Here is a 21,069-nt window from a genome sequence, read left to right as displayed (position 1 = left end):
AAGAGGGAGTTTTAACCATAATGAAACGAGGTTTTTGCAATCTGAAGCGATTCAACAAGGCAAATAATGAAAATTCGCCCACTTAAGGCGCATTTCTATTCTATAGGTTGGGTGAGGAACAACGAGCGGGCCGATTTACAAATGCTTTCTTTTTATTCAAGTCGTCATCACCCCTTCATAAAGCAGATGCATTCGCAGGCACTTACCACTATTCTGGCGCTTACGGAAGTCACCTCCGCTTTTTTCGGTCTCGTTAACCGTAAAGAAATAAATACAGAATATGGATTTTCATAATTACACACGCTCAGCGTGAACATAACAACCACACACGAGGTTTCAAATGGAAGCTCAACAGCACGGCGATCAGCTAAAGCGCGGGCTTAAAAACCGCCATATTCAGCTCATCGCACTGGGCGGTGCGATTGGTACCGGCCTGTTTCTGGGCAGCGCATCCGTTATCCAGTCTGCCGGTCCGGGCATTATTTTGGGTTACGCGATTGCGGGTTTCATTGCTTTTCTGATCATGCGCCAGCTGGGCGAAATGGTCGTGGAAGAGCCGGTCGCAGGCTCCTTCAGCCACTTTGCCTATAAGTACTGGGGCAGCTTTGCCGGTTTCGCCTCGGGCTGGAACTACTGGGTGCTGTACGTTCTGGTTGCCATGGCCGAACTGACCGCCGTCGGGAAATACATTCAGTTCTGGTATCCCGAAATCCCAACCTGGGCTTCTGCTGCAGCCTTCTTCGTCATTATCAACGCCATTAACCTGACCAACGTTAAAGTGTTCGGGGAGATGGAGTTCTGGTTTGCCATCATCAAGGTCATTGCCGTGGTGGCGATGATTATCTTCGGCGGCTGGCTGCTGTTCAGCGGCAACGGCGGCCCGCAGGCCACGGTGCGCAACCTCTGGGAACAGGGTGGCTTCCTGCCTCACGGCATGACCGGCCTGGTGATGATGATGGCCATTATCATGTTCTCCTTCGGCGGTCTGGAACTCGTGGGTATCACCGCCGCTGAAGCCGACAACCCGGAGGAAAGCATTCCGAAAGCCACTAACCAGGTTATCTACCGCATTCTGATCTTCTATGTGGGCTCATTGGCCGTGCTGCTCTCCCTGCTGCCGTGGACGCGCGTCACCGCCGACACTAGCCCGTTTGTGCTGATCTTCCACGAGCTGGGCGACACCTTTGTCGCCAACGCCCTGAACATCGTGGTGCTGACCGCCGCGCTCTCCGTTTACAACAGCTGCGTATACTGCAACAGCCGCATGCTGTTCGGCCTGGCCCAGCAGGGTAACGCGCCAAAAGCGCTGCTCAACGTCGATAAGCGCGGCGTGCCGGTAAACACGATTCTTGTTTCGGCGGTCGTGACCGCGCTGTGTGTGCTCATTAACTACATGGCACCGGAATCGGCGTTTGGCCTGCTGATGGCGCTGGTGGTCTCTGCCCTGGTCATCAACTGGGCGATGATCAGCCTAGCGCACATGAAGTTCCGCCGCGCAAAACAGCAGCAGGGCGTCACCACGCGCTTCCCTGCCCTGCTCTATCCGCTGGGTAACTGGATCTGCCTGCTGTTTATGGCAGCCGTGCTGGTGATTATGCTGATCACCCCGGGTATGGCGATTTCCGTCTACCTGATCCCGGTCTGGATTGCGATCCTGGGCGTGGGCTATCTGTTCAGTCAGAAAAGCCGTAAAGCCATGAAGGCACACTAAACCTCTCTTCGCGGCACCTGCTTTTACGGGTGCCGCGCGTTGTTACCTCCTTCACACTTTCACGTCCACAGCGCATTTATCCATATCACCGCCCTGATACTGCAACGCATATATTCCTTTGCCAGCAAATAATTCTCTCCATACCGTAAACCGGAGAGCTGTCGATGGATAACAACAAACTGTCAGTAAAAGAAAAGATCGGCTATGGGATGGGCGACGCGGGATGCAACATCATCTTTGGCGCCATCATGTTGTTTGTTAACTATTTTTATACGGATATTTTTGGCCTCGCCCCTGCGCTGGTCGGCGTGCTGCTGCTTTCCGTGCGCGTGATTGACGCCGTAACGGACCCGATCATGGGCGCGATTGCTGACCGTACCCGCAGCAAATATGGCCGGTTTCGTCCATGGCTGCTGTGGATCGCCTTCCCCTACGCGCTGTTCAGCATCCTGATGTTCACCACGCCTGAGTGGAGCTATAACAGCAAAGTTATCTATGCGTTTGTCACCTATTTCCTGCTGTCGCTTACCTATACCGCCATCAATATCCCCTATTGCTCGCTGGGCGGGGTGATCACCAACGATCCAAAAGAACGTGTGGCCTGCCAGTCCTATCGCTTCGTGCTGGTCGGCATCGCCACGCTGCTGCTCTCATTAACGCTGCTGCCGATGGCCGACTGGTTTGGCGGGGACAACAAAGCCAAAGGCTACCAGATGGCGATGACCGTTCTGGCGCTGATTGGCACATGCATGTTCCTGTTCTGCTTCGCCACCGTGCGCGAGCGCGTGCGTCCGGCGGTGCAGACCAATGACCAGCTGAAAAATGACCTGAAAGACGTGTGGAAAAACGACCAGTGGGTGCGCATTCTGCTGCTGACGCTCTGCAACGTCTGCCCGGGCTTTATCCGCATGGCGGCCACCATGTATTACGTTACCTGGGTGATGGGTCAGAGCACTCATTTCGCCACGCTGTTTATCAGCCTGGGCGTTGTCGGCATGATGCTCGGCAGCGTGCTGGCAAAAGTGCTGACCGACCGCTGGTGCAAACTAAAGGTCTTCTTCTGGACCAATATCGTGCTGGCGATTTTCTCCTGCGCCTTTTATTTCTTCGACCCGAAAGCCACCGTCACCATCGTGGTGCTCTACTTCCTGCTGAACATCCTGCACCAGATCCCGTCTCCGCTACACTGGTCGCTGATGGCCGACGTGGACGACTACGGCGAGTGGAAGACCGGTAAGCGCATCACCGGGATCAGCTTCTCCGGCAACATCTTCTTCCTGAAGCTGGGGCTAGCGATTGCCGGGGCGATGGTCGGCTTCCTGCTCTCCTGGTACGGTTATGATGCGGGAGCAAAAGCGCAGAGCGCGGACGCCATTAACGGGATCGTGCTGCTCTTTACCGTCATTCCCGGCATTGGATACTTAATTACCGCGGGTGTAGTACGACTGCTGAAGGTGGATCGTGAAACCATGAAGCAGATCCAGTCCGATCTGGAAAAACGCCGCAACAACTATCAAGAGCTGAACGATTATCAGGAACTGAAAGCTGCTGAGACTAAATAAGGAAATCCGAATGCAAACCTGGCCAAACCCGTTTATCGAACAACGCGCCGATCCGTACATTTTACATCACGAGGGGCAGTACTATTTTATCGCCTCCGTGCCGGAGTACGACAGGCTGGCGATCCGCCGCGCAGCGTCGCTGGAAGGCTTACGTCATGCCGAAGAAGTGGTGGTCTGGCGTAAACCCGAGACCGGACCAATGAGCCAGCTGATTTGGGCGCCGGAACTGCACCACATTGACGGGAAGTGGTACATCTATTTAGCTGCGGCGCACACCCAGGCGCTCGACGCGCTCGGGATGTTCCAGCACCGCATGTTTGCCATTGAATGTGCCGACAGCGATCCGCTTACCGGCACGTGGGTGGAAAAAGGGCAGATCAAAACGCCTTTCGATACCTTCGCACTGGACGCCACCACCTTTTTGCATCAGGGGAAACGCTGGTATCTGTGGGCGCAAAAAGCGCCGGATATCACCGGGAACTCCAACCTTTATCTGTGTGAAATGGCGAACCCGTGGACGCTAAAAGGCGAGCCGGTGATGCTCAGCAAGCCGGAATACGACTGGGAGTGTCGCGGGTTTTGGGTCAACGAAGGCCCGGCGGTACTGGTTCACGGCGATAAGCTGTTTATCAGCTATTCCGCCAGCGCTACCGACGAGAACTACTGCATGGGGCTGCTGTGGATAGACCTGAACGCGGATCCGCAAAACCCACTGAACTGGCAAAAATCTCCGCATCCCGTATTCGTGACCAGCTACGAAAATCGCCAGTACGGTCCGGGACACAACAGCTTTACGCAAACGCCGGAAGGGGAAGATGTGCTGGTGTATCACGCGCGGAACTACACCGAAATTGAGGGCGATCCGCTGTACGATCCAAACCGCCATACCCGCCTGAAGCGCGTCCGCTGGGACGAAAACGGGATGCCTGATTTCGGCATCCCGCCTGCGGACACGCTTTAATCGTTACGCCGCGCTGGCTTACATCAGCGTGCCGTAGATAGTCAGCAGCGCCACGATAACCACCACCACAAACGACGTTTTCTTCGCCATGGAGACAGCGGCTTTCGGCGTTTCAATCTTGTCGGTATGCGGCTCGCGTGCCAGCGAGAACTGCGCCAGACGCGTTAGCACCTGATACTGCGACGTATGGCGATCGGCAAGCGAGGCAAACCACGCGGGCAACGCTTTTTCACCGTGACCAATTAACGCGTAAACCACGCCCACCAGACGCACCGGGAGCCAGTCAAGCACGTGCAGGATGGCATCGATGCCGGACAGCAGGCGTTCATGCGGCGTCAGATAGCGGGCAAGCCAGGTCTGCCAGGCGCGCAGGAACGCATACCCCATCAGCAGTACCGGCCCCCACGGGCCGCCCACTACGAACCAGAACAGCGGCGCCAGGTAGTAACGGAAGTTAATCCACAGCAGCGCGTTTTGCAGCTCGCGCAGAAACTCGCGCTCGTCGCAGTCAGGCGGCACGCCGTGGATCATGGTTAGTTCGCTCGCCATGGCACTGCGCGCATGGGCATCATCACGGGAGGCGGCTTTCAGGTAGGCGTGATAGTGCAAACGCACCTTGCCCGCACCAATGCACAGCACGCCGAGCAGGATCCACACCACCAGCAGCGGCACGTTGAAAAAGAGTCCATACAGCGAGCGCAGCAGCAGGAACGTAATAACCATCACCCCTGCCATCATCAGCAGCGTGCGCAACATGGAAAAATGCTTAATCCGGCGGAAAAGCACCTCCAGCCGGTGATCCAGATGCCAGTGCTCGCCGAGCTTGAACAGGCGTTCAGCGATGATGACCAGCAGCATGGTAAACAACGTCATGGTATCTCCTTATTCTGACGACGCGGTGAGCATGGCGCGAAAGCGGGGCCAGTCGAATGCCGGGCCGGGATCGGTTTTTCTCGCCGGGGCAATATCGCAGTGCCCGGTAATATTGTCGGCGATTGCCGGGTAAAGTCCGATAAGCGTGCGGGTCACAGCCGCTAGCTGTTGATACTGTGAATCGGTGTAGGGCGTGGTATCCGTGCCTTCCAGTTCGATCCCGATAGAAAAATCATTGCACCGCTCGCGCCCGTGATACACCGACACCCCGGCATGCCAGGCGCGCTTATCAAAAGGAACATACTGAACCACTTCACCATCGCGACGAATCAGGCAGTGAGCCGATACGCGCAGATGTGCAATTTCAGCAAAGAAGGGATGAGCATCGGGATCAATCGTTCCCGTGAATAACGCATCAATCCACGGGCCGCCAAATTCACCCGGCGGGAGACTAATATTATGAACCACCAGCAGTGTGGGCTTTTCATCCTCCGGGCGGCAATCGTGGTGCGGCGAGGGCACACGCCGCGCATCCACCAGCCATCCGTTTTCTAACAACATGCTGGAACTCCTTCTGTATGGTGCAATGACTCGGTTCAGAGTAGCATGTTTCAATATTATGATTCGTTACCAATTTGGAGTTTTATCATGCCGCCTCGCCGCTACAACCCCGACCACCGACGTGAAGCGCTTCTGGAACGTATTAATATGGATATTCCGGCAAGCGTCTCCCATGCTTTGAAAGAAGATCTGGGCGGTGATGTTAATGCCGAAAAGGATATTACCGCACAATTGTTGCCGAAAGAGACGCGCTCCCACGCGGTCATTATCACCCGCGAAGAGGGTGTTTTTTGCGGCAAGCGCTGGGTTGAAGAGGTCTTTACTCAACTGGCGGGTGATGATGTGCAGATTATCTGGCACGTTGAAGACGGCGATGCGATTACGGCAAACCAGCCGCTGTTTGAACTGGACGGTCCTTCCCGCGTCTTGCTGACTGGCGAACGTACCGCGCTCAACTTTGTACAAACGCTCTCTGGTGTCTCCAGTGAAGTGCGTCGCTACGTTGACCTGCTGGCAGGCACCCGCACCCAGCTGCTGGATACCCGCAAAACGCTGCCGGGCCTGCGCACGGCGCTGAAGTATGCGGTGCTGTGCGGCGGTGGCGCAAACCATCGTCTGGGCCTGTCCGACGCCTTCCTGATTAAAGAAAACCATATTATTGCCTCTGGCTCCGTGCGTCAGGCAGTGGAGAAGGCCTTCTGGCTGCATCCGGACGTGCCGGTTGAAGTGGAAGTGGAAAACCTGGACGAGCTGGAGCAGGCGATTAAGGCCGGGGCCGATATCATCATGCTCGATAACTTCGAAACCGAGCAGATGCGCGAGGCGGTAAAATTGACTAACGGCCGGGCCCAGCTTGAAGTGTCCGGGAACGTCACCTTCGAAACGATCCGTGAATTCGCCGAAACCGGCGTGGATTACATCTCCGTCGGCGCGCTGACCAAACACGTTCGCGCCCTCGACCTCTCAATGCGCTTCAAATAATGCATTCTCCCCTCTCCGCCCGGAGAGGGGAATTTCAGCCCCGCTCGCATATCCGCTGTTCTTCCCTGCAACGCGGCATAAATTCTCTGAATGTGCTTTCCCGTTCACTTTTTTGCCCCTCGTATCTGCCCGTTCGCGCTGACAGAGTAGCGCCACTAAACGTAAGGAGCAGATATGAACAGACAACACGGATTCACTCTCATTGAGCTGATGGTGGTCATCGGCATTATCGCGATTCTGAGCGCCATCGGCGTACCAGCCTATCAGAACTACCTGCGCAAAGCGGCGCTGACCGATATGCTGCAAACCTTCGTTCCTTACCGCACGGCCATTGAGCTTTGCGCACTTGATCACGGAGGCGTGGAGAGCTGCGATGCCGGCAGCAACGGTATCCCTTCCCCCACCACGACACGCTACGTTTCAGGAATGAGCGTGGCAAAAGGGACCGTGACCTTAACAGGACAGGAGAGTCTTAACGGGCTGACGGTAACCATGACGCCACGGTGGAACGACGGCAACGGTATGACGGGCTGGACGCGCGACTGTAAGATCGGTGCTGATAGCGCCCTGAAACAGGCCTGCGAAGACGTTTTCCGCTTCGACAACAACTGAGGAGCGGATAATGAATACCGAGCAACTCGTGGCGCTTTGTCTGCGCCACCGCGCGCTGCTGCTCACCAGCGACAGTGACATGGTCAGCATTGCCGTCGTGGGAAGCCCCGCGGCTGAACTCATGGAGGCGCTGCGCTTCGCGACCCAGAAACGAATTGATATTGAGTGCTGGAGCGCTGAGCGCATGGAAAAACACCGGCAGCTAACGTGCCAATCACATCTGCCCGGCATTACGCAAACATACTCAACAGTTGATGTCCTCAACCACACGCTGCAGCAGGCAATCAACCGACGCGCCTCTGATATTCATATCGAACCGATGGAGCACGCGTGCCAGATTCGTTTACGTATCGACGGCGTACTTTGCCCTCAGCCTCCCCTTGCCGCTGAACTGGCAAGCCTGTTCAGCGCACGTTTAAAGGTGCTAGGTAACCTGGATATTGCAGAACGTCGTTTGCCCCAGGACGGTCAGTTTACGATTGAGCTGGCAAACGAGCCGGTCTCATTTCGGATCGCGACGCTTCCCTGCAGCGGTGGTGAGAAAATTGTGCTGCGTCTCTTGCATCAGGTTCAGCAGGCCCTTGAGCCTGAAGCGCTTGGTATGAGTGCTGAACAACTGGCCCGTTTCAACGAGGTGCTCCACCAGCCGCAGGGGCTGATTCTGGTCACCGGCCCTACCGGCAGCGGCAAAACCGTGACGCTGTACAGCGCGCTGCAGGCGCGGAACACCCCTGACGTCAACATATGCAGCGTGGAGGATCCCATTGAGATCCCCCTTGCGGGTTTAAACCAGACGCAGATTAATCCCCGGGCGGGTTTAACATTCCAGAGCGTGTTAAGGGCGCTGCTACGTCAGGATCCCGACATCATTATGGTCGGCGAAATCCGTGACGGTGAAACGGCAGAAATTGCCATTAATGCCGCCCAGACCGGGCACCTGGTGCTGTCGACCCTGCACACCAACTCGACGACAGAAACCCTGATTCGACTGGAGCAGATGGGCGTCGCGCGCTGGATGATATCTTCCGCGCTGTCGATGGTGATTGCCCAGCGACTGGTCCGGCGCCTGTGCCCACATTGTCGTCGGGAAGCCAGCGAGCATGCTGAATTACCGCGCGCCGTATGGTCCAGACCACTTCCTCGCTGGCAGTCCACCGGCTGCGATCGCTGTTATCACGGTTTTTATGGCCGCGTGGCTATTTTTGAAGTACTCGCGGTCGACAATGCGCTGCGGCAGGCCATTGCCAGCGGAACGGGAACAGAAGTGATAGAAGCGAGCGCCCGGCAGGCGGGAATGATTTCTCTTTTCGAGCACGGTTGCATGGCCGTCGAACAAGGGCTGACCACGCTCGAAGAACTGGTGCGCGTGCTGGGAATGCCAAATGGCGGCTAATCAACTCTGGCGCTGGCGAGCGCTCACCAAAGAAGGTGAACTCCGAAGCGGGACACTCTGGGCCACAGACCGCAATGCCGCCTTCACCCGGCTAGTGCGGAGCGATCTCCATCCTTTGACGCTGACCCGATGCGCTCAGCAACACCGCTGGCGGCCACATCACTGCTACGAGATGTTTCGCCAGCTTGCAACGCTTCTGCAGGCCGGGCTGACGTTGTCCCACAGCCTGCAGATGCTGGCAGAGCAACATCCGTTAAAACCGTGGCAGGCACTGCTGCAAAGTATTGCCGATGAGCTCGGTGAGGGAGCCCCCTTTTCTGAGTCGCTAAAAAAGTGGCCAGCCGTTTTTAGCCCACTGCATGTCTCGATGGTGAAAACCGGTGAGCTCACAGGGAAACTGGAGGAGTGTTGTCGCCAGCTCGCGCAGCAGCAAAAAGCGCAGCAGGAGCTCAGAGCAAAGGTAAAAAAAGCCCTGCGCTATCCGGCGATTGTCCTGACGCTGGCCGTGCTCGTGGTGCTGGCGATGGTTGTCCTGGTCTTGCCCGAGTTTGCCGCGATCTATAAAACGTTTAACGCTCCGCTTCCCCTGCTGACACAGATGGTCATGGGGATGGCCGCCTTTATCCAGTCCTATGCCCTCGCGTTGTTCGCCGCGTTATTAGCGCCCTTGGCCACTGCCTGGGCTCTGCGGCAGAACCCTCGCTGGCAGCGCATGCTGATGTATACGCCCGTGATGGGCGCGCTGGCAAAAGGACAAAAACTGGGGCACATCTTTACCGTGCTGTCACTCACGCAGCAGTCCGGAATCCCCTTTCTACAGGGCCTGGAGAGTGCAGAGGAGACCGTTGAAAGTCGGTACTGGCAGGGAATACTCCGTGGCGTTCGGGAGGACATTGAAAAAGGTCTCCCCGTCTGGTCATCCTTTAATAAAGCGGGCATCTTTACCCCGCTGTGTATTCAGCTTTTACGAACCGGCGAAATATCAGGTGCGCTGGATATCATGCTGGCAAACCTCGCCCGGCATCACACGGAACAGACCTTTCAACGAGCAGATAGCCTGGCGGCCATTCTGGAACCGGTGCTTCTGATTGTGACAGGGGTCATCATCGGCACGCTGGTGGTGGCAATGTACCTGCCGATTTTCCATCTGGGGGATGCGTTGAGTGCGGGATAGTACAGCAGGGCTGGCGCACGGGCATGCGCCAGCGAAAGCCATTACAGGCTATTGAATACGCGGTTTTCTTGTTCCTGAACGCGAATAAACGTCGTACGCTTTGTCAGCTCTTTCAGACGGGATGCTCCAACGTAGGTGCAGGCAGAGCGCAGGCCGCCGAGGATATCGCGTGCGGTGTTTTCAACCGGGCCGCGCAGAGGCAGCTTCACGGTTTTGCCTTCTGCCGCACGGTATTTTGCCACGCCACCGACGTGACGGGTCATCGCAGACTCAGAGCTCATGCCGTAGAACAGCATGAATTTCTCGCCGTTCTCTTCAACTACGGTACCACCGCTCTCTTCGTGACCTGCCAGCATACCGCCGAGCATCACGAAGTCCGCGCCGCCGCCGAAAGCCTTTGCGACATCACCCGGCATGGTGCAACCGCCGTCGCTGATGATCTGTCCGCCCAGCCCGTGCGCCGCATCGGCACATTCAATGACGGCGGAGAGCTGCGGATAACCGACGCCGGTTTTGACGCGTGTCGTGCATACAGAGCCCGGACCAATGCCCACTTTCACGATATCGGCACCGGAGAGGATCAGCTCTTCACACATTTCACCGGTCACCACATTGCCCGCGATGATGGTTTTCGTCGGCCAGGCCTCACGCGCCTTGCTGACGAACTGCACGAAGTGCTCGGAGTAACCGTTCGCCACGTCAATACAAACGAAGTTGAGCGCCGGGTTAGCGTTCAGGATCTGTTTGGTCTTCTCGAAATCCGCATCGGAGGTGCCGGTAGAAACCATCACATGCTTCACTACGTCAGCAGATGTGGACGCGACAAATGCATTCCACTCTTCAGGGCTGTAATGTTTGTGCACGGCGGTGAGAATATCAAACTGTGCCAGGGCGGTTGCCATCTCAAAGGTACCCACAGTATCCATGTTGGCAGCGATGATCGGCACGCCAGACCAGGTCTGACCAGAATGCTTAAAGGTGAATTGACGTTCGAGTTCAACGTCTGAGCGACTTTTCAGTGTAGAGCGTTTAGGGCGGATAAGAACGTCTTTGAAACCTAACTTCAGATCTTCTTCGATACGCATGTGCGGATTCCTGGGGTTAGAGGCAAATATGTTAAAAGCACAACTCCAGTGACGCTATCATACGCACTAATACCTGCTCCGCAAGACTGCGAAATTCTCTTTTTTTACGCTACAATCCTATAAATTTACCTGGTCAAAAGCCGGTAAACAGGGCTAAACAGTTGCTGGCGCATCTGAGAGTTTTAATCCACTGATTTTAATAATGAATAATTCCCAGGATTTGATTTAATGGGGTATATCGTCGCATTAACCGGCGGCATCGGTAGTGGCAAAAGTACCGTTGCGGACGCGTTTTCTCGTTTGGGTATCACGATTATTGATGCCGATATCATTGCCCGCCAGGTGGTAGAGCCCAATACACCCGCGCTAAAGGCCATAGCAGAACATTTTGGTCAGGCAATCATCAATGCCGACGGCACACTGAATCGCCGTCAGCTTCGCGAATGGATTTTTTCTGATTCTGCGGAAAAAGCCTGGCTTAATGCCCTGCTCCACCCCATCATCCACCAGGAAACTCAGCGTCAGATAGCCGCAGCCCGCTCGCCCTATGTCCTGTGGGTGGTCCCGCTGCTGGTGGAAAATCAGCTGCATCAGAAAGCCGATCGGGTGCTGGTGATTGATGTTGACCCCGAAACGCAAATCCAGAGAACCATGACGCGCGATCGCGTTTCGCGGGAGCATGCTGAACAAATTCTTGCCGCTCAGGCTACGCGCGCTCAGCGTCTTGCCGTGGCGGATGATGTTATTGATAATAACGGCGCACCAGATGCCATTGCATCGGATGTTGCCCGTCTGCACGCGCAGTATCTGACGTTCGCCGCGCAGGCCGTTGCACAGGAAAAACCATAATGTCGACACACGTCCTTTTTGAGCATCCGCTCAATGAAAAAATGCGCACCTGGCTGCGTATCGAATTTCTTATTCAACAACTTTCACAACATCTGCCGGTTAACGATCATGCCACCGCATTGCACTTCTTCCGCAACGTAGGCGATCTGCTGGATGTGATTGAACGCGGTGATGTCCGCACAGAATTACTCAAAGAGCTGGAGCGCCAGCAGCGTAAATTGCAGGCATGGACAGAAGTCCCCGGCGTAGATCAGAGCCGTATCGACGCGCTCCGCCAGCAGTTGAAAAGCAGTAGCGCCGTCCTGATGGCCGCGCCACGCGTCGGGCAGTTTTTGCGCGAAGACCGCCTGATTGGCCTGGTGCGCCAGCGTCTGAGCATCCCTGGCGGCTGCTGCAGCTTCGACCTGCCGACGCTGCATATGTGGCTACATATGCCACAGGCGCAGCGTGACGCACAAGTGAACAGCTGGCTGGCAAGCCTGGAGCCAATGCACCAGACGCTGTCGCTGATCCTCGACCTGATACGTAACTCTGCGCCGTTCCGCAAGCAAACCAGCCTGAATGGTTTCTACCAGGATAACGGTGATGATGCCGATCTTCTGCGCCTGAATTTATCGCTTGGCGAACAGCTTTACCCGCAGATTTCCGGGCATAAGAGCCGTTTTGCGATTCGCTTTATGCCGCTGGACAGTGAAAATGGCACCGTGCCGGAACGTCTCGATTTTGAACTGGCCTGTTGTTAAGGAGTGCCGATGTCTGATGTCACCACCGTAAGCTGCCCGACCTGCGGCAAAACCGTTGTATGGGGCGAAGTGAGTCCGTTCCGCCCATTCTGTAGCAAGCGCTGCCAGCTCATTGATCTGGGCGAATGGGCGGCGGAAGAGAAACGCATTCCAAGTGAAGGCGGTCTCTCGGACAGCGACGACTGGAGTGAAACCCAGCAGTAATCTGTAAAGCCTGCTGGCGCTTCGCTCAGCAGGCCTACGGTTGTGCGACTAACCGCAGGATCACGGGCTCATTGGCTGGCGGGAATTTTTCGGCATCACATGCCTGAAGCTCTACCCAGTTACCCGGCTGTCCCTCTTTTCCCCAGGGGTCACCTTCCCAGTTTTCCACCAGCCAGAACCACAGCGTGATGTGCCTGTCCGGAAACTGGTACTCAAGCTTATCAAACAGCGTTGCGCCAAGCGGAGTGATCCCCACCTCTTCCTGAAGCTCCCGAACCAGCGCCTCTTCCGGCGTTTCACCTGACTCGATTTTACCGCCTGGAAACTCCCACTTGTTCGCCATATGGGCGTCGGCAGCGCGCTGGGTGATGAAGATTTGGTTTTGCGGGTTGCGAATAATCCCGACGGCAATTTGCAGTATTTTCATAGTGTCGCTTCCATAAAAAAGGCGCAGAAATCTGCGCCTTTTTGTTTTTTTATGAACTTAGCTCAGGCGGCCGTGGCACGCCTTGTACTTTTTACCGGAACCACACGGGCACGGATCGTTACGACCCACTTTACGATCGCCGGTCTGCGCGGCGATCGCCGCTGCAGCTTCGCTGTCATCGGTCTGGTGGCTCAGCTGTTGCATTTGTGCCAGACGCTCGGCTTCTTCACGACGCTGCTGCTCCATCGCTTCTACCTCTTCCGGCATACGCACCTGAACCTTGCTCAGGGTGCTGATCACTTCATACTTCAGCGACTCCAGCATAGACGCAAACATGGAGAAGGATTCACGCTTGTATTCCTGCTTCGGATCTTTCTGCGCATAGCCACGCAGGTGGATACCCTGACGCAGGTAGTCCATAGCCGCCAGGTGCTCTTTCCACAGGGAGTCCAGGGTCTGCAGCATCACGCCTTTTTCGAAGTGACGCATCATCTCAGCGCCAACAACCTCTTCCTTACGCTTGTATACGTCCAGCGCGGTTTCAAAGATACGTTCACGCAGGGTCTCTTCGTGCAGCTCAGGCTCTTTATCCAGCCACTCTTTGATTGGCAGATCGAGGTCAAAGTCGTTTTTCAGGCGTTCCTGAAGGCCTTCGATATCCCACATTTCTTCCAGAGACTGCGGTGGAATATGCGCGTCGATGGTGGCTTTAAACACATCTTCACGAATGCTGTTAATGGTTTCGCTCACGTCGGAGACGTCCAGCAGTTCGTTACGCTGGGTGTAGATCGCACGACGCTGATCGTTAGCCACGTCATCATATTCCAGCAGCTGCTTACGAATATCAAAGTTGCGGCTTTCCACTTTACGCTGTGCGTTCGCGATCGCTTTGGTCACCCACGGGTGCTCAATGGCTTCGCCAGGTTTCATCCCCAGCTTACGCATCATGCCGGACACGCGGTCGGAGGCAAAAATACGCATCAGCGCATCTTCCATAGACAGGTAGAAGCGGGATGAACCGGCATCACCCTGACGACCCGCACGACCACGCAGCTGGTTATCAATACGACGCGATTCGTGACGCTCCGTACCGATGATGTGCAGACCGCCGGAAGCCAGAACGGCGTCATGACGAACCTGCCAGTCGGCTTTGATCTGCGCAATCTGTTCTGGCGTTGGGTTTTCCAGCTCAGCCACTTCAGCCTGCCAGCTACCGCCCAGCATAATATCGGTACCACGACCCGCCATGTTGGTGGCGATGGTGACGGCAGCCGGATAACCAGCCTGCGCAACAATGTCTGCCTCTTTAGCGTGGAACTTGGCGTTCAGAACGTTGTGCTTGATGCCTGCTTTGGTCAGCTCGTTGGAAACCACTTCAGATTTCTCGATGGAGATGGTCCCCACCAGAACCGGCTGGCCTTTTGCGGTACGTTCGCGAATGTCTTCAATGATTGCCTGGATTTTTTCCGCTTCGGTCATGTACACCAGATCCGGCATATCCTTACGGATCATCGGACGGTTGGTTGGAACGACCACGGTATCCAGCTTGTAGATAGAGCTGAATTCAAACGCTTCGGTATCGGCGGTACCGGTCATCCCTGCCAGCTTCTCGTACAGACGGAAGTAGTTCTGGAAGGTGATAGACGCCAGCGTCTGGTTTTCATTCTGAATATCCACACCTTCTTTGGCTTCCACAGCCTGGTGCAGACCGTCAGACCAGCGACGTCCCTGCATGGTACGGCCGGTGTGTTCATCGACGATGATCACCTCGCCGTCTTTAACGATGTAATCGACGTCGCGGGTGAACAGCGCGTGGGCACGCAGCGCGGCGGTCACGTGGTGCATCAGCATGATGTTGCTCGGGGAGTACAGAGACTCGCCCTCTTCCATAATGCCTTCAGCAACCAGCAGCTCTTCAATTTTCACCAGACCGCGTTCGGTCAGGTTCACCTGGCGCGCTTTTTCATCAACGGAGAAGTGGCCTTCACCCTGGAAGGTATCCGAGTCTTCTTTTTCCTGACGCAGCAGGTGTGGAATGATTTTGTCGACCTTACGGTACATCTCGGAGCTGTCTTCAGCCGGGCCGGAGATGATAAGCGGAGTACGCGCTTCATCGATCAGGATGGAGTCCACCTCATCCACCAGCGCATAGTGCAGCTTACGCTGGACGCGCTCTTCAGGGCTGAACGCCATGTTGTCACGCAGGTAGTCGAAGCCGTATTCGTTGTTGGTACCGTAGGTAATATCCGCGTTATACGCTTCACGCTTGGCTGGCGCAGGCAGGCCGGACATGTTGATGCCAACAGTCATACCGAGGAATTCGAAAAGTGGACGGTTGTTTTCGGCGTCACGCTGCGCCAGATAGTCGTTGACGGTAACGACGTGAACGCCTTTACCGGTCAGCGCGTTCAGGTAAGCCGGCAGCGTTGCGGTCAGGGTTTTACCTTCACCGGTACGCATTTCCGCGATGCAGCGCTCGTTGAGCACCATACCACCCAGCAGCTGAACGTCGAAGTGACGCATGCCGAATACACGCTTACTCGCTTCGCGCACGACAGCAAACGCTTCCGGGATCAGGCTTTCTAAGGTTTCACCTTTTTCCAGACGCGCACGAAATTCCGCTGTTTTCGCTTTAAGCTCGTCATCAGAGAGCTTCTCCATCGCCGGTTCCATACCGTTGATGACGGCAACTGCTTTACGCATACGGCGCAGGGTGCGATCGTTACGACTACCAAAAACTTTAGTTAACAATTTGATTAGCATAATAAATTCTCAAACGCCCCATTGTGGGCAGATAAATTAAGGTATTGAAAAAGTTAATTTAGCTGAGGCGTTGCGGCCCGGCGCGAATGCCGTGAGCCTGGCTAATCCAGGTTGAAACAGAGAATGAAACAGGTGAAACAAACTCACGTTGCGTCGACTGACGAACTATGACCGGCGGCTGGCTGTCCTGCGTGAGCAGCGCGTTGAGCGTGTCCAGCAGGGCAAGATGCTGAGCCTGCACCGGCAGCGCCTCTTCCGCAACAGGCATGGCTTGCGGTGCCATCGCAAAAGACAGATGGCGGATAACCGTGCGGATAGCGTGCTGGTGCCAGTAATCGACGGTGAAGTTTGGACGGCGGCTGGCTTCAAGCCACGCAAGGTTAGTGAAGTTAACCCGCGTGTTGAAATCGTGTTTAGTCGTGGAGGTTTTTGCGGGCGTCGCCGCTTCGGCACTGTTGCTGAGCGCAGGCAAGCCAAAGCTCGCCGCGACCATCCCTAATAAGAGATGCGGCCAGAAGTAACGTCTGCCAAATTGTCGCCAGCGCGTCAGTATTCCGCTCACCTGCTCCACCCAATAAGCCAGCCTTGCAGAGGCTGAGTTCAGTTATTCTTTTAGCGCCCAGATAGTATCACTAAAGCCAATGCACATCAGCAGGAATGAGGTGCCGCCGCGGGGAAAAACGGTCAAGAATGCAGCTAACGCACACATTTTCTGCGAAAGACAAACAAGAGATAACGCTGGGGCAAACGAAGAATGGCAAAAATAAAAACGACTGGTCTTCCTGGTCGGAGAGAGTACCAGGTTAACCAGTCGATTTTTTACGAAACGGCGTGAACCGTTACGCCAGAACCATGTTTGGCGCTTTGAAAGCCAGCGGCAGTTCTGCTTCGTCTTCGAAGGTCACATATTCCCAGGCTTCCTGTTTTGCCAGGACGGCCTGCAACAGTTTGTTGTTCAGCGCATGACCGGATTTGAACGCGGTAAATGCACCAATGATATTGTGACCACACATAAACAGGTCGCCGATAGCGTCCAGCATTTTGTGACGAACGAATTCATCTTCGAAACGCAGGCCGTCTTCGTTCAGTACGCGATAATCGTCAACAACGATGGCACAATCGAAGCTGCCGCCCAGGCACAGGCCGCGGGACTGCAGATATTCGATATCACGCATGAAGCCAAACGTACGGGCTCGGCTGATCTGGCGCATAAACGCATCGGCAGAGAAGTTCATCGCATAGCGTTGGGTGCTGGAGTCAATCGCCGGATGGTTAAAGTCGATGGTAAAGTCCAACGAGAAACCATTGTACGGTTTGAATTCAGCCCATTTGTCGCCATCTTCGACGCGAACGGTCTCTTTGATGCGAACAAATTTCTTCGCGCAGTTCAGTTCTTCGATGCCAGCATCCAGCAACAGATAGACGAACGGTGCAGCACTGCCATCCATAATCGGGATTTCTGGCGCATCGACTTCAACAATAATGTTGTCAATACCCAGTCCCGCCAGGGCGGCGTTCAGGTGCTCAACGGTAGAAATCCGCACGTCATGCTCGTTCACCAGACAAGTACAGAGCATAGTATCACGCACAGATTTGGCATCGGCCGGAAAATCTACCGGTGGATTCAAGTCGGTGCGACGATAGATGACCCCGGTATTGGCCGGCGCAGGGCGTAACGTCAGCGTGACTTTCTTGCCGGTATGTAAACCGACACCCGTCGCCTGAACGATACGTTTAAGTGTCCTTTGTTTGATCATCGTATAATCTCGCCAAATTAACTATCCAACCGAGAGTGTATATCACTAACGGTGGGCCAGTTTAGCACAAAGAGCGCAAATCCCCAAATTCCAGCCAATTCTTAGTCAGCTTGCTTACGCAGGAACGCCGGGATATCCAGATAATCTGGCTCTTTCGCCGTTTGCGGCGTTGGGTCGTTCACCACTTTCGCGGCCGGTTTCTGCTCCTGAGTCAGAGGAGACATACCGTGCTGCTGGTAACGATCCATTACCGGTTGCTGAGTCTGCTTGTTAGTCACTAAGGTGATCTCAGGACGTTTGTCCATGCCGATACCGGTAGCAACAACGGTAACACGCAGCTCGTCGTTCATTTCAGGGTCAAGAGAAGTACCGATTACCACGGTAGCGTTGTCAGAGGCGAACGCACGGATAGTGTTACCCACGGTTTCGAACTCATCCAGACGCAGGTCAAAGCCAGCGGTAATGTTGACCAGCACGCCGCGCGCACCAGACAGATCGATATCTTCCAGCAGTGGAGAAGAGATGGCCATTTCAGCCGCTTCTTCTGCACGATCTTCACCGCTCGCCACGCCAGAGCCCATCATCGCGTAGCCCATTTCGGACATCACGGTGCGAACGTCTGCAAAGTCAACGTTCATCAGGCCAGGACGGGTAATCAGTTCAGCGATACCCTGGACCGCGCCTTTCAGCACGTCGTTTGCTGCACCGAATGCGTCAAGCAGGGAGATACCGCGCCCCAGAACCTTCAACAGCTTGTCGTTAGGGATGGTGATCAGCGAGTCCACATGCTTGGACAGCTCGGTGATACCCTGCTCCGCGAACGCCATACGCTTCTTGCCTTCAAAGTTGAAAGGCTTGGTCACGACAGCAACGGTCAGGATACCTAAATCTTTAGCTACTTCAGCCACAACAGGTGCTGCGCCGGTACCCGTACCGCCACCCATACCTGCTGCGATGAAGACCATGTCCGCACCTTCCAGTGCAGCGCGCAGCGCTTCACGATCTTCTTCAGCCGCATTGCGACCAACTTCCGGGTTAGCCCCTGCTCCCAGCCCTTTGGTGATACCACCGCCGATCTGGATAGTCTGGCCTACAGCCGTCTTACGCAGTGCCTGCGCATCGGTGTTAACTGCAAAGAATTCAACACCTTCAATGCGTTCACGCACCATATGCTCTACGGCGTTACCGCCGCCGCCACCGACGCCGATGACTTTAATCACCGCGTCGTTGGTCAGTTCCATAGGTTCAAACATAATTTCTCTCTCCGTTGTGCCTGTCGCCCGAGACCGCTAATTCTCTCCGGTCTCTTAAAAAAATTAAAACTCTTTTCGCAACCAGTTGTTCAGTCGTTTGACCCACGACCCCACTGAGACGCGTTTTTCCACCTCTGCTTCACCACTGAGATGAGATTCCTTCCCGTAGTGAAGCAGGCCCACAGCCGTTGAATAATACGGCTCCTGAGCATAATCCGTTAAACCGGTGATATTCAGCGGCGCACCAATACGCACCTGCGTATGGAACACGCGCTGAGCACAGGCCGCAAGACCTTCAATTTGCGCCGCACCGCCGGTTAATACAATCCCCGCCGCAAGATGATGCTTAACACCCTGCTGACGAAGCTGTTCCTGTAACTGTAAAATCTCTTCGTTGACCAGGTTGAGCAGCTCGGTATAGCGCGGCTCAATCACCTCTGCCAACGTCTGGCGCTGCAGGCTACGCGGTGGACGACCACCGACGCTCGGCACTTCAACGCTCTCATCTTTGCCAACGATAGACCCCAGCGCACAGCCGTGGCGCACTTTAATTGCTTCTGCATCGCTCGGCGGCGTACCAAAGGCGTAAGCAATATCGCTGGTCACAACGTTCCCGGCATAAGGGATCACTTTGGTGTGGCGCAACGCACCGCCGGTATAGACGGCGATATCCATTGTACCACCACCAATATCGACCACACAGACACCCAGTTCACGTTCATCTTCGGTCAGCACGGAATAACTTGCCGCCAGACCCGCGAAAATAAGTTGGTCAACTTTCAGGCCACAACGTTCAACGGCTTTTACAATGTTCTTCGCCATATCGTTGTGACATGTGATCAGGTGCACTTTTGCCTGCATACGTACGCCAGAAAGACCGACCGGGTTCTTGATCCCTTCCTGGTAGTCAATCGCATATTCCTGCGGAATGACATGCAGCACGCGATGTTCGTCGCGGACACGCACGGATTTCGCCGTGTGCACTACGTTTTCAACGTCTTCCTGCGTCACTTCTTCTTCGGAAATCGGCACCATACCAATTTCGTTCTGGCAGCTAATGTGCTTACCAGAAAGGGCCAGATAGACAGACGAAATCTGGCAATCTGCCATCAGTTCAGCCTGATCGATGGCGCGCTGAACGCATTTCACCACCGATTCAAGATCGTTTACCCCACCTTTATCCATACCACGGGAAGGGCAACTGCCTACGCCAATGATATTGACCATACCGTCGGGCAGAACTTCCCCTACTAAAGCGGCAACCTTCGCGGTGCCAATCTCCAGTCCAACTACCAGTTTTCTGTCCGTCGCCTTGATCATTGTTGTTCTGCCTGTACCTGTGCCTGATTCTGTTGCTGATTAGGTTCCTCGACCGGAGCCGGTACCCAACCGACTGCTGCGCCTGAGTCATAGCGCAAATCAACGTAGCTTATCCGTTTGCCGTCAGTCTGTGCCTGCTGCTGTAAAACCGGGTAAAGTTCGACAAAACGCGCCAGACGCTTCATGGTGTCCCCGCGTCCCAGGTTGAGCTTAATGCCGTTCGTTAACGTCAGCTGCCAGGAACGGCGCGCCGTCATGGCAGCATCTTTTAACGTAAACCTGTCCTTCGCCAGCACCTGACCCATTTCGCGAAAACCCTGTAATACTTCGTTTTCGCTACCTTCCGGGCCATACAACATCGGTAAATTTTGCTTGTTGACACGATCGGCCGGGACGCTGAAGGAATTTCCGTCTGCGTCAACCATGTGCTGATCATTCCAACGCGCAATGGGCACAAATTCAACCAGATGAATCTTCAATTCATCAGGCCATTGCTTTCTTACGCTCGCCTGTTTTATCCATGGCAGACGTTCAATCTGACTCTGGATAATATTGACGTCCTGAGTCATGAAAGTGCCAGGCGAGCCCAGCGCCAGTATTGACTGGCGAATATCGTCGTTACGCGTATAGTGACGCTCACCGGTGACCACCAGCTTAGAGAGCGGCAACCGCTGCGCATCTTCCATCCAGCCCAGGACCATCCAGCCGCTGATAAACACGGTGCACAGCACCCCGAGCAGGAAAATGATGCCTGCAAGACGCGTTCCATTACTGCGGCGTGAAGAGGTGTATTCGTCCTCGTCATCGCGGTTGCGCGTGTTCAATGCAGCCTGAGACATA

21 protein-coding genes are annotated in these 21,069 nt (G+C 55.1%); 11 read left to right on the top strand and 10 right to left on the bottom strand.

Going from position 1 to position 21,069, the window contains the following annotated elements; all coding sequences use genetic code 11:
• The first annotated feature begins 66 nt into the window (after positions 1 to 66).
• The 4 genes from AB3N39_RS03655 (at position 67) to AB3N39_RS03640 (ending at position 4,234) form a co-directional block, all read left to right on the top strand.
• Entirely contained in the window at positions 67 to 294 is a 228-nt protein-coding gene (locus tag AB3N39_RS03655) for a hypothetical protein (RefSeq protein ID WP_367897082.1), read from the top strand.
• A gap of 46 nt (positions 295 to 340) precedes the next feature.
• Positions 341 to 1,711: an aromatic amino acid transporter AroP gene (gene aroP, locus AB3N39_RS03650; protein ID WP_133293790.1), complete on the top strand. Its 1,371-nt coding sequence runs from the start codon at positions 341 to 343 to the stop codon at positions 1,709 to 1,711.
• 164 nt (positions 1,712 to 1,875) lie between these two features.
• Positions 1,876 to 3,273, top strand: coding sequence for a glycoside-pentoside-hexuronide (GPH):cation symporter (locus tag AB3N39_RS03645; protein ID WP_115876428.1), 1,398 nt, complete (start codon positions 1,876 to 1,878; stop codon positions 3,271 to 3,273).
• A 10-nt stretch (positions 3,274 to 3,283) separates the two neighbouring features.
• Positions 3,284 to 4,234: a family 43 glycosylhydrolase gene (locus AB3N39_RS03640; RefSeq protein WP_143344652.1), complete on the top strand. Its 951-nt coding sequence runs from the start codon at positions 3,284 to 3,286 to the stop codon at positions 4,232 to 4,234.
• An 18-nt stretch (positions 4,235 to 4,252) separates the two neighbouring features.
• Here the strand turns inward: AB3N39_RS03640 and ampE are convergent, their stop codons facing one another.
• Both ampE and ampD read right to left on the bottom strand, forming a co-directional pair.
• Entirely contained in the window at positions 4,253 to 5,107 is an 855-nt protein-coding gene (ampE, locus tag AB3N39_RS03635) for a beta-lactamase regulator AmpE (protein WP_367897081.1), read from the bottom strand.
• 9 nt (positions 5,108 to 5,116) lie between these two features.
• Positions 5,117 to 5,668, bottom strand: a complete 552-nt coding sequence (ampD, locus tag AB3N39_RS03630; protein WP_115876430.1) for a 1,6-anhydro-N-acetylmuramyl-L-alanine amidase AmpD — start codon at positions 5,666 to 5,668, stop codon at positions 5,117 to 5,119.
• An 87-nt stretch (positions 5,669 to 5,755) separates the two neighbouring features.
• On the opposite strand from ampD, the gene nadC reads away from it, so the two are divergent.
• From nadC to hofC, 4 genes are all read left to right on the top strand, one after another.
• Positions 5,756 to 6,649: a carboxylating nicotinate-nucleotide diphosphorylase gene (gene nadC / locus AB3N39_RS03625; RefSeq protein WP_127729624.1), complete on the top strand. Its 894-nt coding sequence runs from the start codon at positions 5,756 to 5,758 to the stop codon at positions 6,647 to 6,649.
• Between the two features lie 174 nt (positions 6,650 to 6,823).
• On the top strand, positions 6,824 to 7,261 hold the full coding sequence (gene ppdD, locus AB3N39_RS03620; protein ID WP_111964028.1) for a prepilin peptidase-dependent pilin: 438 nt from the start codon (positions 6,824 to 6,826) through the stop codon (positions 7,259 to 7,261).
• Between the two features lie 10 nt (positions 7,262 to 7,271).
• The gene (gspE, locus tag AB3N39_RS03615; protein WP_367897080.1) at positions 7,272 to 8,654 is read left to right on the top strand and encodes a type II secretion system protein GspE; all 1,383 of its coding nucleotides are present in this window, start codon (positions 7,272 to 7,274) and stop codon (positions 8,652 to 8,654) included.
• Positions 8,644 to 9,828, top strand: a complete 1,185-nt coding sequence (hofC, locus tag AB3N39_RS03610; RefSeq protein ID WP_367897079.1) for a protein transport protein HofC — start codon at positions 8,644 to 8,646, stop codon at positions 9,826 to 9,828. The genes gspE and hofC overlap by 11 nt, the downstream gene beginning before the upstream one ends.
• Positions 9,829 to 9,869: 41 nt before the next feature.
• Here hofC and AB3N39_RS03605 read toward each other — a convergent pair whose 3' ends face one another.
• A complete protein-coding gene (locus AB3N39_RS03605; protein ID WP_127729618.1) occupies positions 9,870 to 10,913 on the bottom strand; it encodes a GMP reductase in 1,044 nt (347 codons plus the stop codon).
• Positions 10,914 to 11,141: 228 nt separating this feature from the next.
• On the opposite strand from AB3N39_RS03605, the gene coaE reads away from it, so the two are divergent.
• Genes coaE through yacG form a run of 3 tightly spaced genes read left to right on the top strand, consistent with a single transcriptional unit; the run spans position 11,142 to position 12,709 of the window.
• On the top strand, positions 11,142 to 11,762 hold the full coding sequence (gene coaE / locus AB3N39_RS03600) for a dephospho-CoA kinase (protein WP_127729616.1): 621 nt from the start codon (positions 11,142 to 11,144) through the stop codon (positions 11,760 to 11,762).
• The gene (zapD, locus tag AB3N39_RS03595; protein ID WP_325849468.1) at positions 11,762 to 12,505 is read left to right on the top strand and encodes a cell division protein ZapD; all 744 of its coding nucleotides are present in this window, start codon (positions 11,762 to 11,764) and stop codon (positions 12,503 to 12,505) included. The genes coaE and zapD overlap by 1 nt, the downstream gene beginning before the upstream one ends.
• 9 nt (positions 12,506 to 12,514) lie before the next feature.
• Complete coding sequence (gene yacG, locus AB3N39_RS03590) at positions 12,515 to 12,709, top strand: DNA gyrase inhibitor YacG (RefSeq protein WP_111964032.1); 195 nt, start codon at positions 12,515 to 12,517, stop codon at positions 12,707 to 12,709.
• Between the two features lie 34 nt (positions 12,710 to 12,743).
• Here the strand turns inward: yacG and mutT are convergent, their stop codons facing one another.
• The 7 genes from mutT to ftsQ form a co-directional block, all read right to left on the bottom strand.
• Positions 12,744 to 13,136 carry an 8-oxo-dGTP diphosphatase MutT gene (gene mutT, locus AB3N39_RS03585; protein ID WP_133293782.1) on the bottom strand — a complete coding sequence of 131 codons (393 nt, stop codon included), beginning with the start codon at positions 13,134 to 13,136 and terminating at the stop codon, positions 12,744 to 12,746.
• 57 nt (positions 13,137 to 13,193) lie between these two features.
• Positions 13,194 to 15,899 (bottom strand): preprotein translocase subunit SecA, encoded by a 2,706-nt coding sequence (secA, locus tag AB3N39_RS03580; RefSeq protein WP_111964034.1) that lies wholly within the window; start codon positions 15,897 to 15,899, stop codon positions 13,194 to 13,196.
• Between the two features lie 58 nt (positions 15,900 to 15,957).
• Positions 15,958 to 16,461, bottom strand: a complete 504-nt coding sequence (gene secM, locus AB3N39_RS03575) for a secA translation cis-regulator SecM (RefSeq protein WP_164850615.1) — start codon at positions 16,459 to 16,461, stop codon at positions 15,958 to 15,960.
• 277 nt (positions 16,462 to 16,738) lie between these two features.
• Positions 16,739 to 17,656 (bottom strand): UDP-3-O-acyl-N-acetylglucosamine deacetylase, encoded by a 918-nt coding sequence (lpxC, locus tag AB3N39_RS03570; RefSeq protein ID WP_010426966.1) that lies wholly within the window; start codon positions 17,654 to 17,656, stop codon positions 16,739 to 16,741.
• Positions 17,657 to 17,757: 101 nt separating this feature from the next.
• Positions 17,758 to 18,909 carry a cell division protein FtsZ gene (gene ftsZ / locus AB3N39_RS03565; protein WP_008501978.1) on the bottom strand — a complete coding sequence of 384 codons (1,152 nt, stop codon included), beginning with the start codon at positions 18,907 to 18,909 and terminating at the stop codon, positions 17,758 to 17,760.
• A gap of 63 nt (positions 18,910 to 18,972) precedes the next feature.
• Positions 18,973 to 20,229: a cell division protein FtsA gene (gene ftsA, locus AB3N39_RS03560; protein WP_023334508.1), complete on the bottom strand. Its 1,257-nt coding sequence runs from the start codon at positions 20,227 to 20,229 to the stop codon at positions 18,973 to 18,975.
• Positions 20,226 to 21,068 carry a cell division protein FtsQ gene (ftsQ, locus tag AB3N39_RS03555; protein ID WP_133293781.1) on the bottom strand — a complete coding sequence of 281 codons (843 nt, stop codon included), beginning with the start codon at positions 21,066 to 21,068 and terminating at the stop codon, positions 20,226 to 20,228. Before ftsQ ends, ftsA begins: the two co-directional genes overlap by 4 nt.
• Between the last annotated feature and the right edge of the window lies 1 nt (position 21,069).

Source organism: Enterobacter vonholyi (assembly GCF_040834095.1).
In the GTDB taxonomy this organism is placed as follows: Bacteria; Pseudomonadota; Gammaproteobacteria; order Enterobacterales; family Enterobacteriaceae; genus Enterobacter; species Enterobacter vonholyi.
The sequence above is the reverse complement of the archived record's forward strand: the minus strand, read 5'-3'. Positions and strand labels throughout refer to the sequence as shown.

Coding starts and splice junctions, on each gene's coding strand:
- ppdD (WP_111964028.1), top strand. CDS start 6,824: ATGAACAGACAACACGGATTCACTCTCATTGAGCTGATGGTGGTCATC.
- ftsZ (WP_008501978.1), bottom strand. CDS start 18,909: ATGTTTGAACCTATGGAACTGACCAACGACGCGGTGATTAAAGTCATC.
- mutT (WP_133293782.1), bottom strand. CDS start 13,136: ATGAAAATACTGCAAATTGCCGTCGGGATTATTCGCAACCCGCAAAAC.
- ftsA (WP_023334508.1), bottom strand. CDS start 20,229: ATGATCAAGGCGACGGACAGAAAACTGGTAGTTGGACTGGAGATTGGC.
- ampD (WP_115876430.1), bottom strand. CDS start 5,668: ATGTTGTTAGAAAACGGATGGCTGGTGGATGCGCGGCGTGTGCCCTCG.
- lpxC (WP_010426966.1), bottom strand. CDS start 17,656: ATGATCAAACAAAGGACACTTAAACGTATCGTTCAGGCGACGGGTGTC.
- AB3N39_RS03605 (WP_127729618.1), bottom strand. CDS start 10,913: ATGCGTATCGAAGAAGATCTGAAGTTAGGTTTCAAAGACGTTCTTATC.
- AB3N39_RS03655 (WP_367897082.1), top strand. CDS start 67: ATGAAAATTCGCCCACTTAAGGCGCATTTCTATTCTATAGGTTGGGTG.
- hofC (WP_367897079.1), top strand. CDS start 8,644: ATGGCGGCTAATCAACTCTGGCGCTGGCGAGCGCTCACCAAAGAAGGT.
- gspE (WP_367897080.1), top strand. CDS start 7,272: ATGAATACCGAGCAACTCGTGGCGCTTTGTCTGCGCCACCGCGCGCTG.
- nadC (WP_127729624.1), top strand. CDS start 5,756: ATGCCGCCTCGCCGCTACAACCCCGACCACCGACGTGAAGCGCTTCTG.
- secA (WP_111964034.1), bottom strand. CDS start 15,899: ATGCTAATCAAATTGTTAACTAAAGTTTTTGGTAGTCGTAACGATCGC.
- aroP (WP_133293790.1), top strand. CDS start 341: ATGGAAGCTCAACAGCACGGCGATCAGCTAAAGCGCGGGCTTAAAAAC.
- ftsQ (WP_133293781.1), bottom strand. CDS start 21,068: ATGTCTCAGGCTGCATTGAACACGCGCAACCGCGATGACGAGGACGAA.
- yacG (WP_111964032.1), top strand. CDS start 12,515: ATGTCTGATGTCACCACCGTAAGCTGCCCGACCTGCGGCAAAACCGTT.
- AB3N39_RS03640 (WP_143344652.1), top strand. CDS start 3,284: ATGCAAACCTGGCCAAACCCGTTTATCGAACAACGCGCCGATCCGTAC.
- zapD (WP_325849468.1), top strand. CDS start 11,762: ATGTCGACACACGTCCTTTTTGAGCATCCGCTCAATGAAAAAATGCGC.
- coaE (WP_127729616.1), top strand. CDS start 11,142: ATGGGGTATATCGTCGCATTAACCGGCGGCATCGGTAGTGGCAAAAGT.
- AB3N39_RS03645 (WP_115876428.1), top strand. CDS start 1,876: ATGGATAACAACAAACTGTCAGTAAAAGAAAAGATCGGCTATGGGATG.
- ampE (WP_367897081.1), bottom strand. CDS start 5,107: ATGACGTTGTTTACCATGCTGCTGGTCATCATCGCTGAACGCCTGTTC.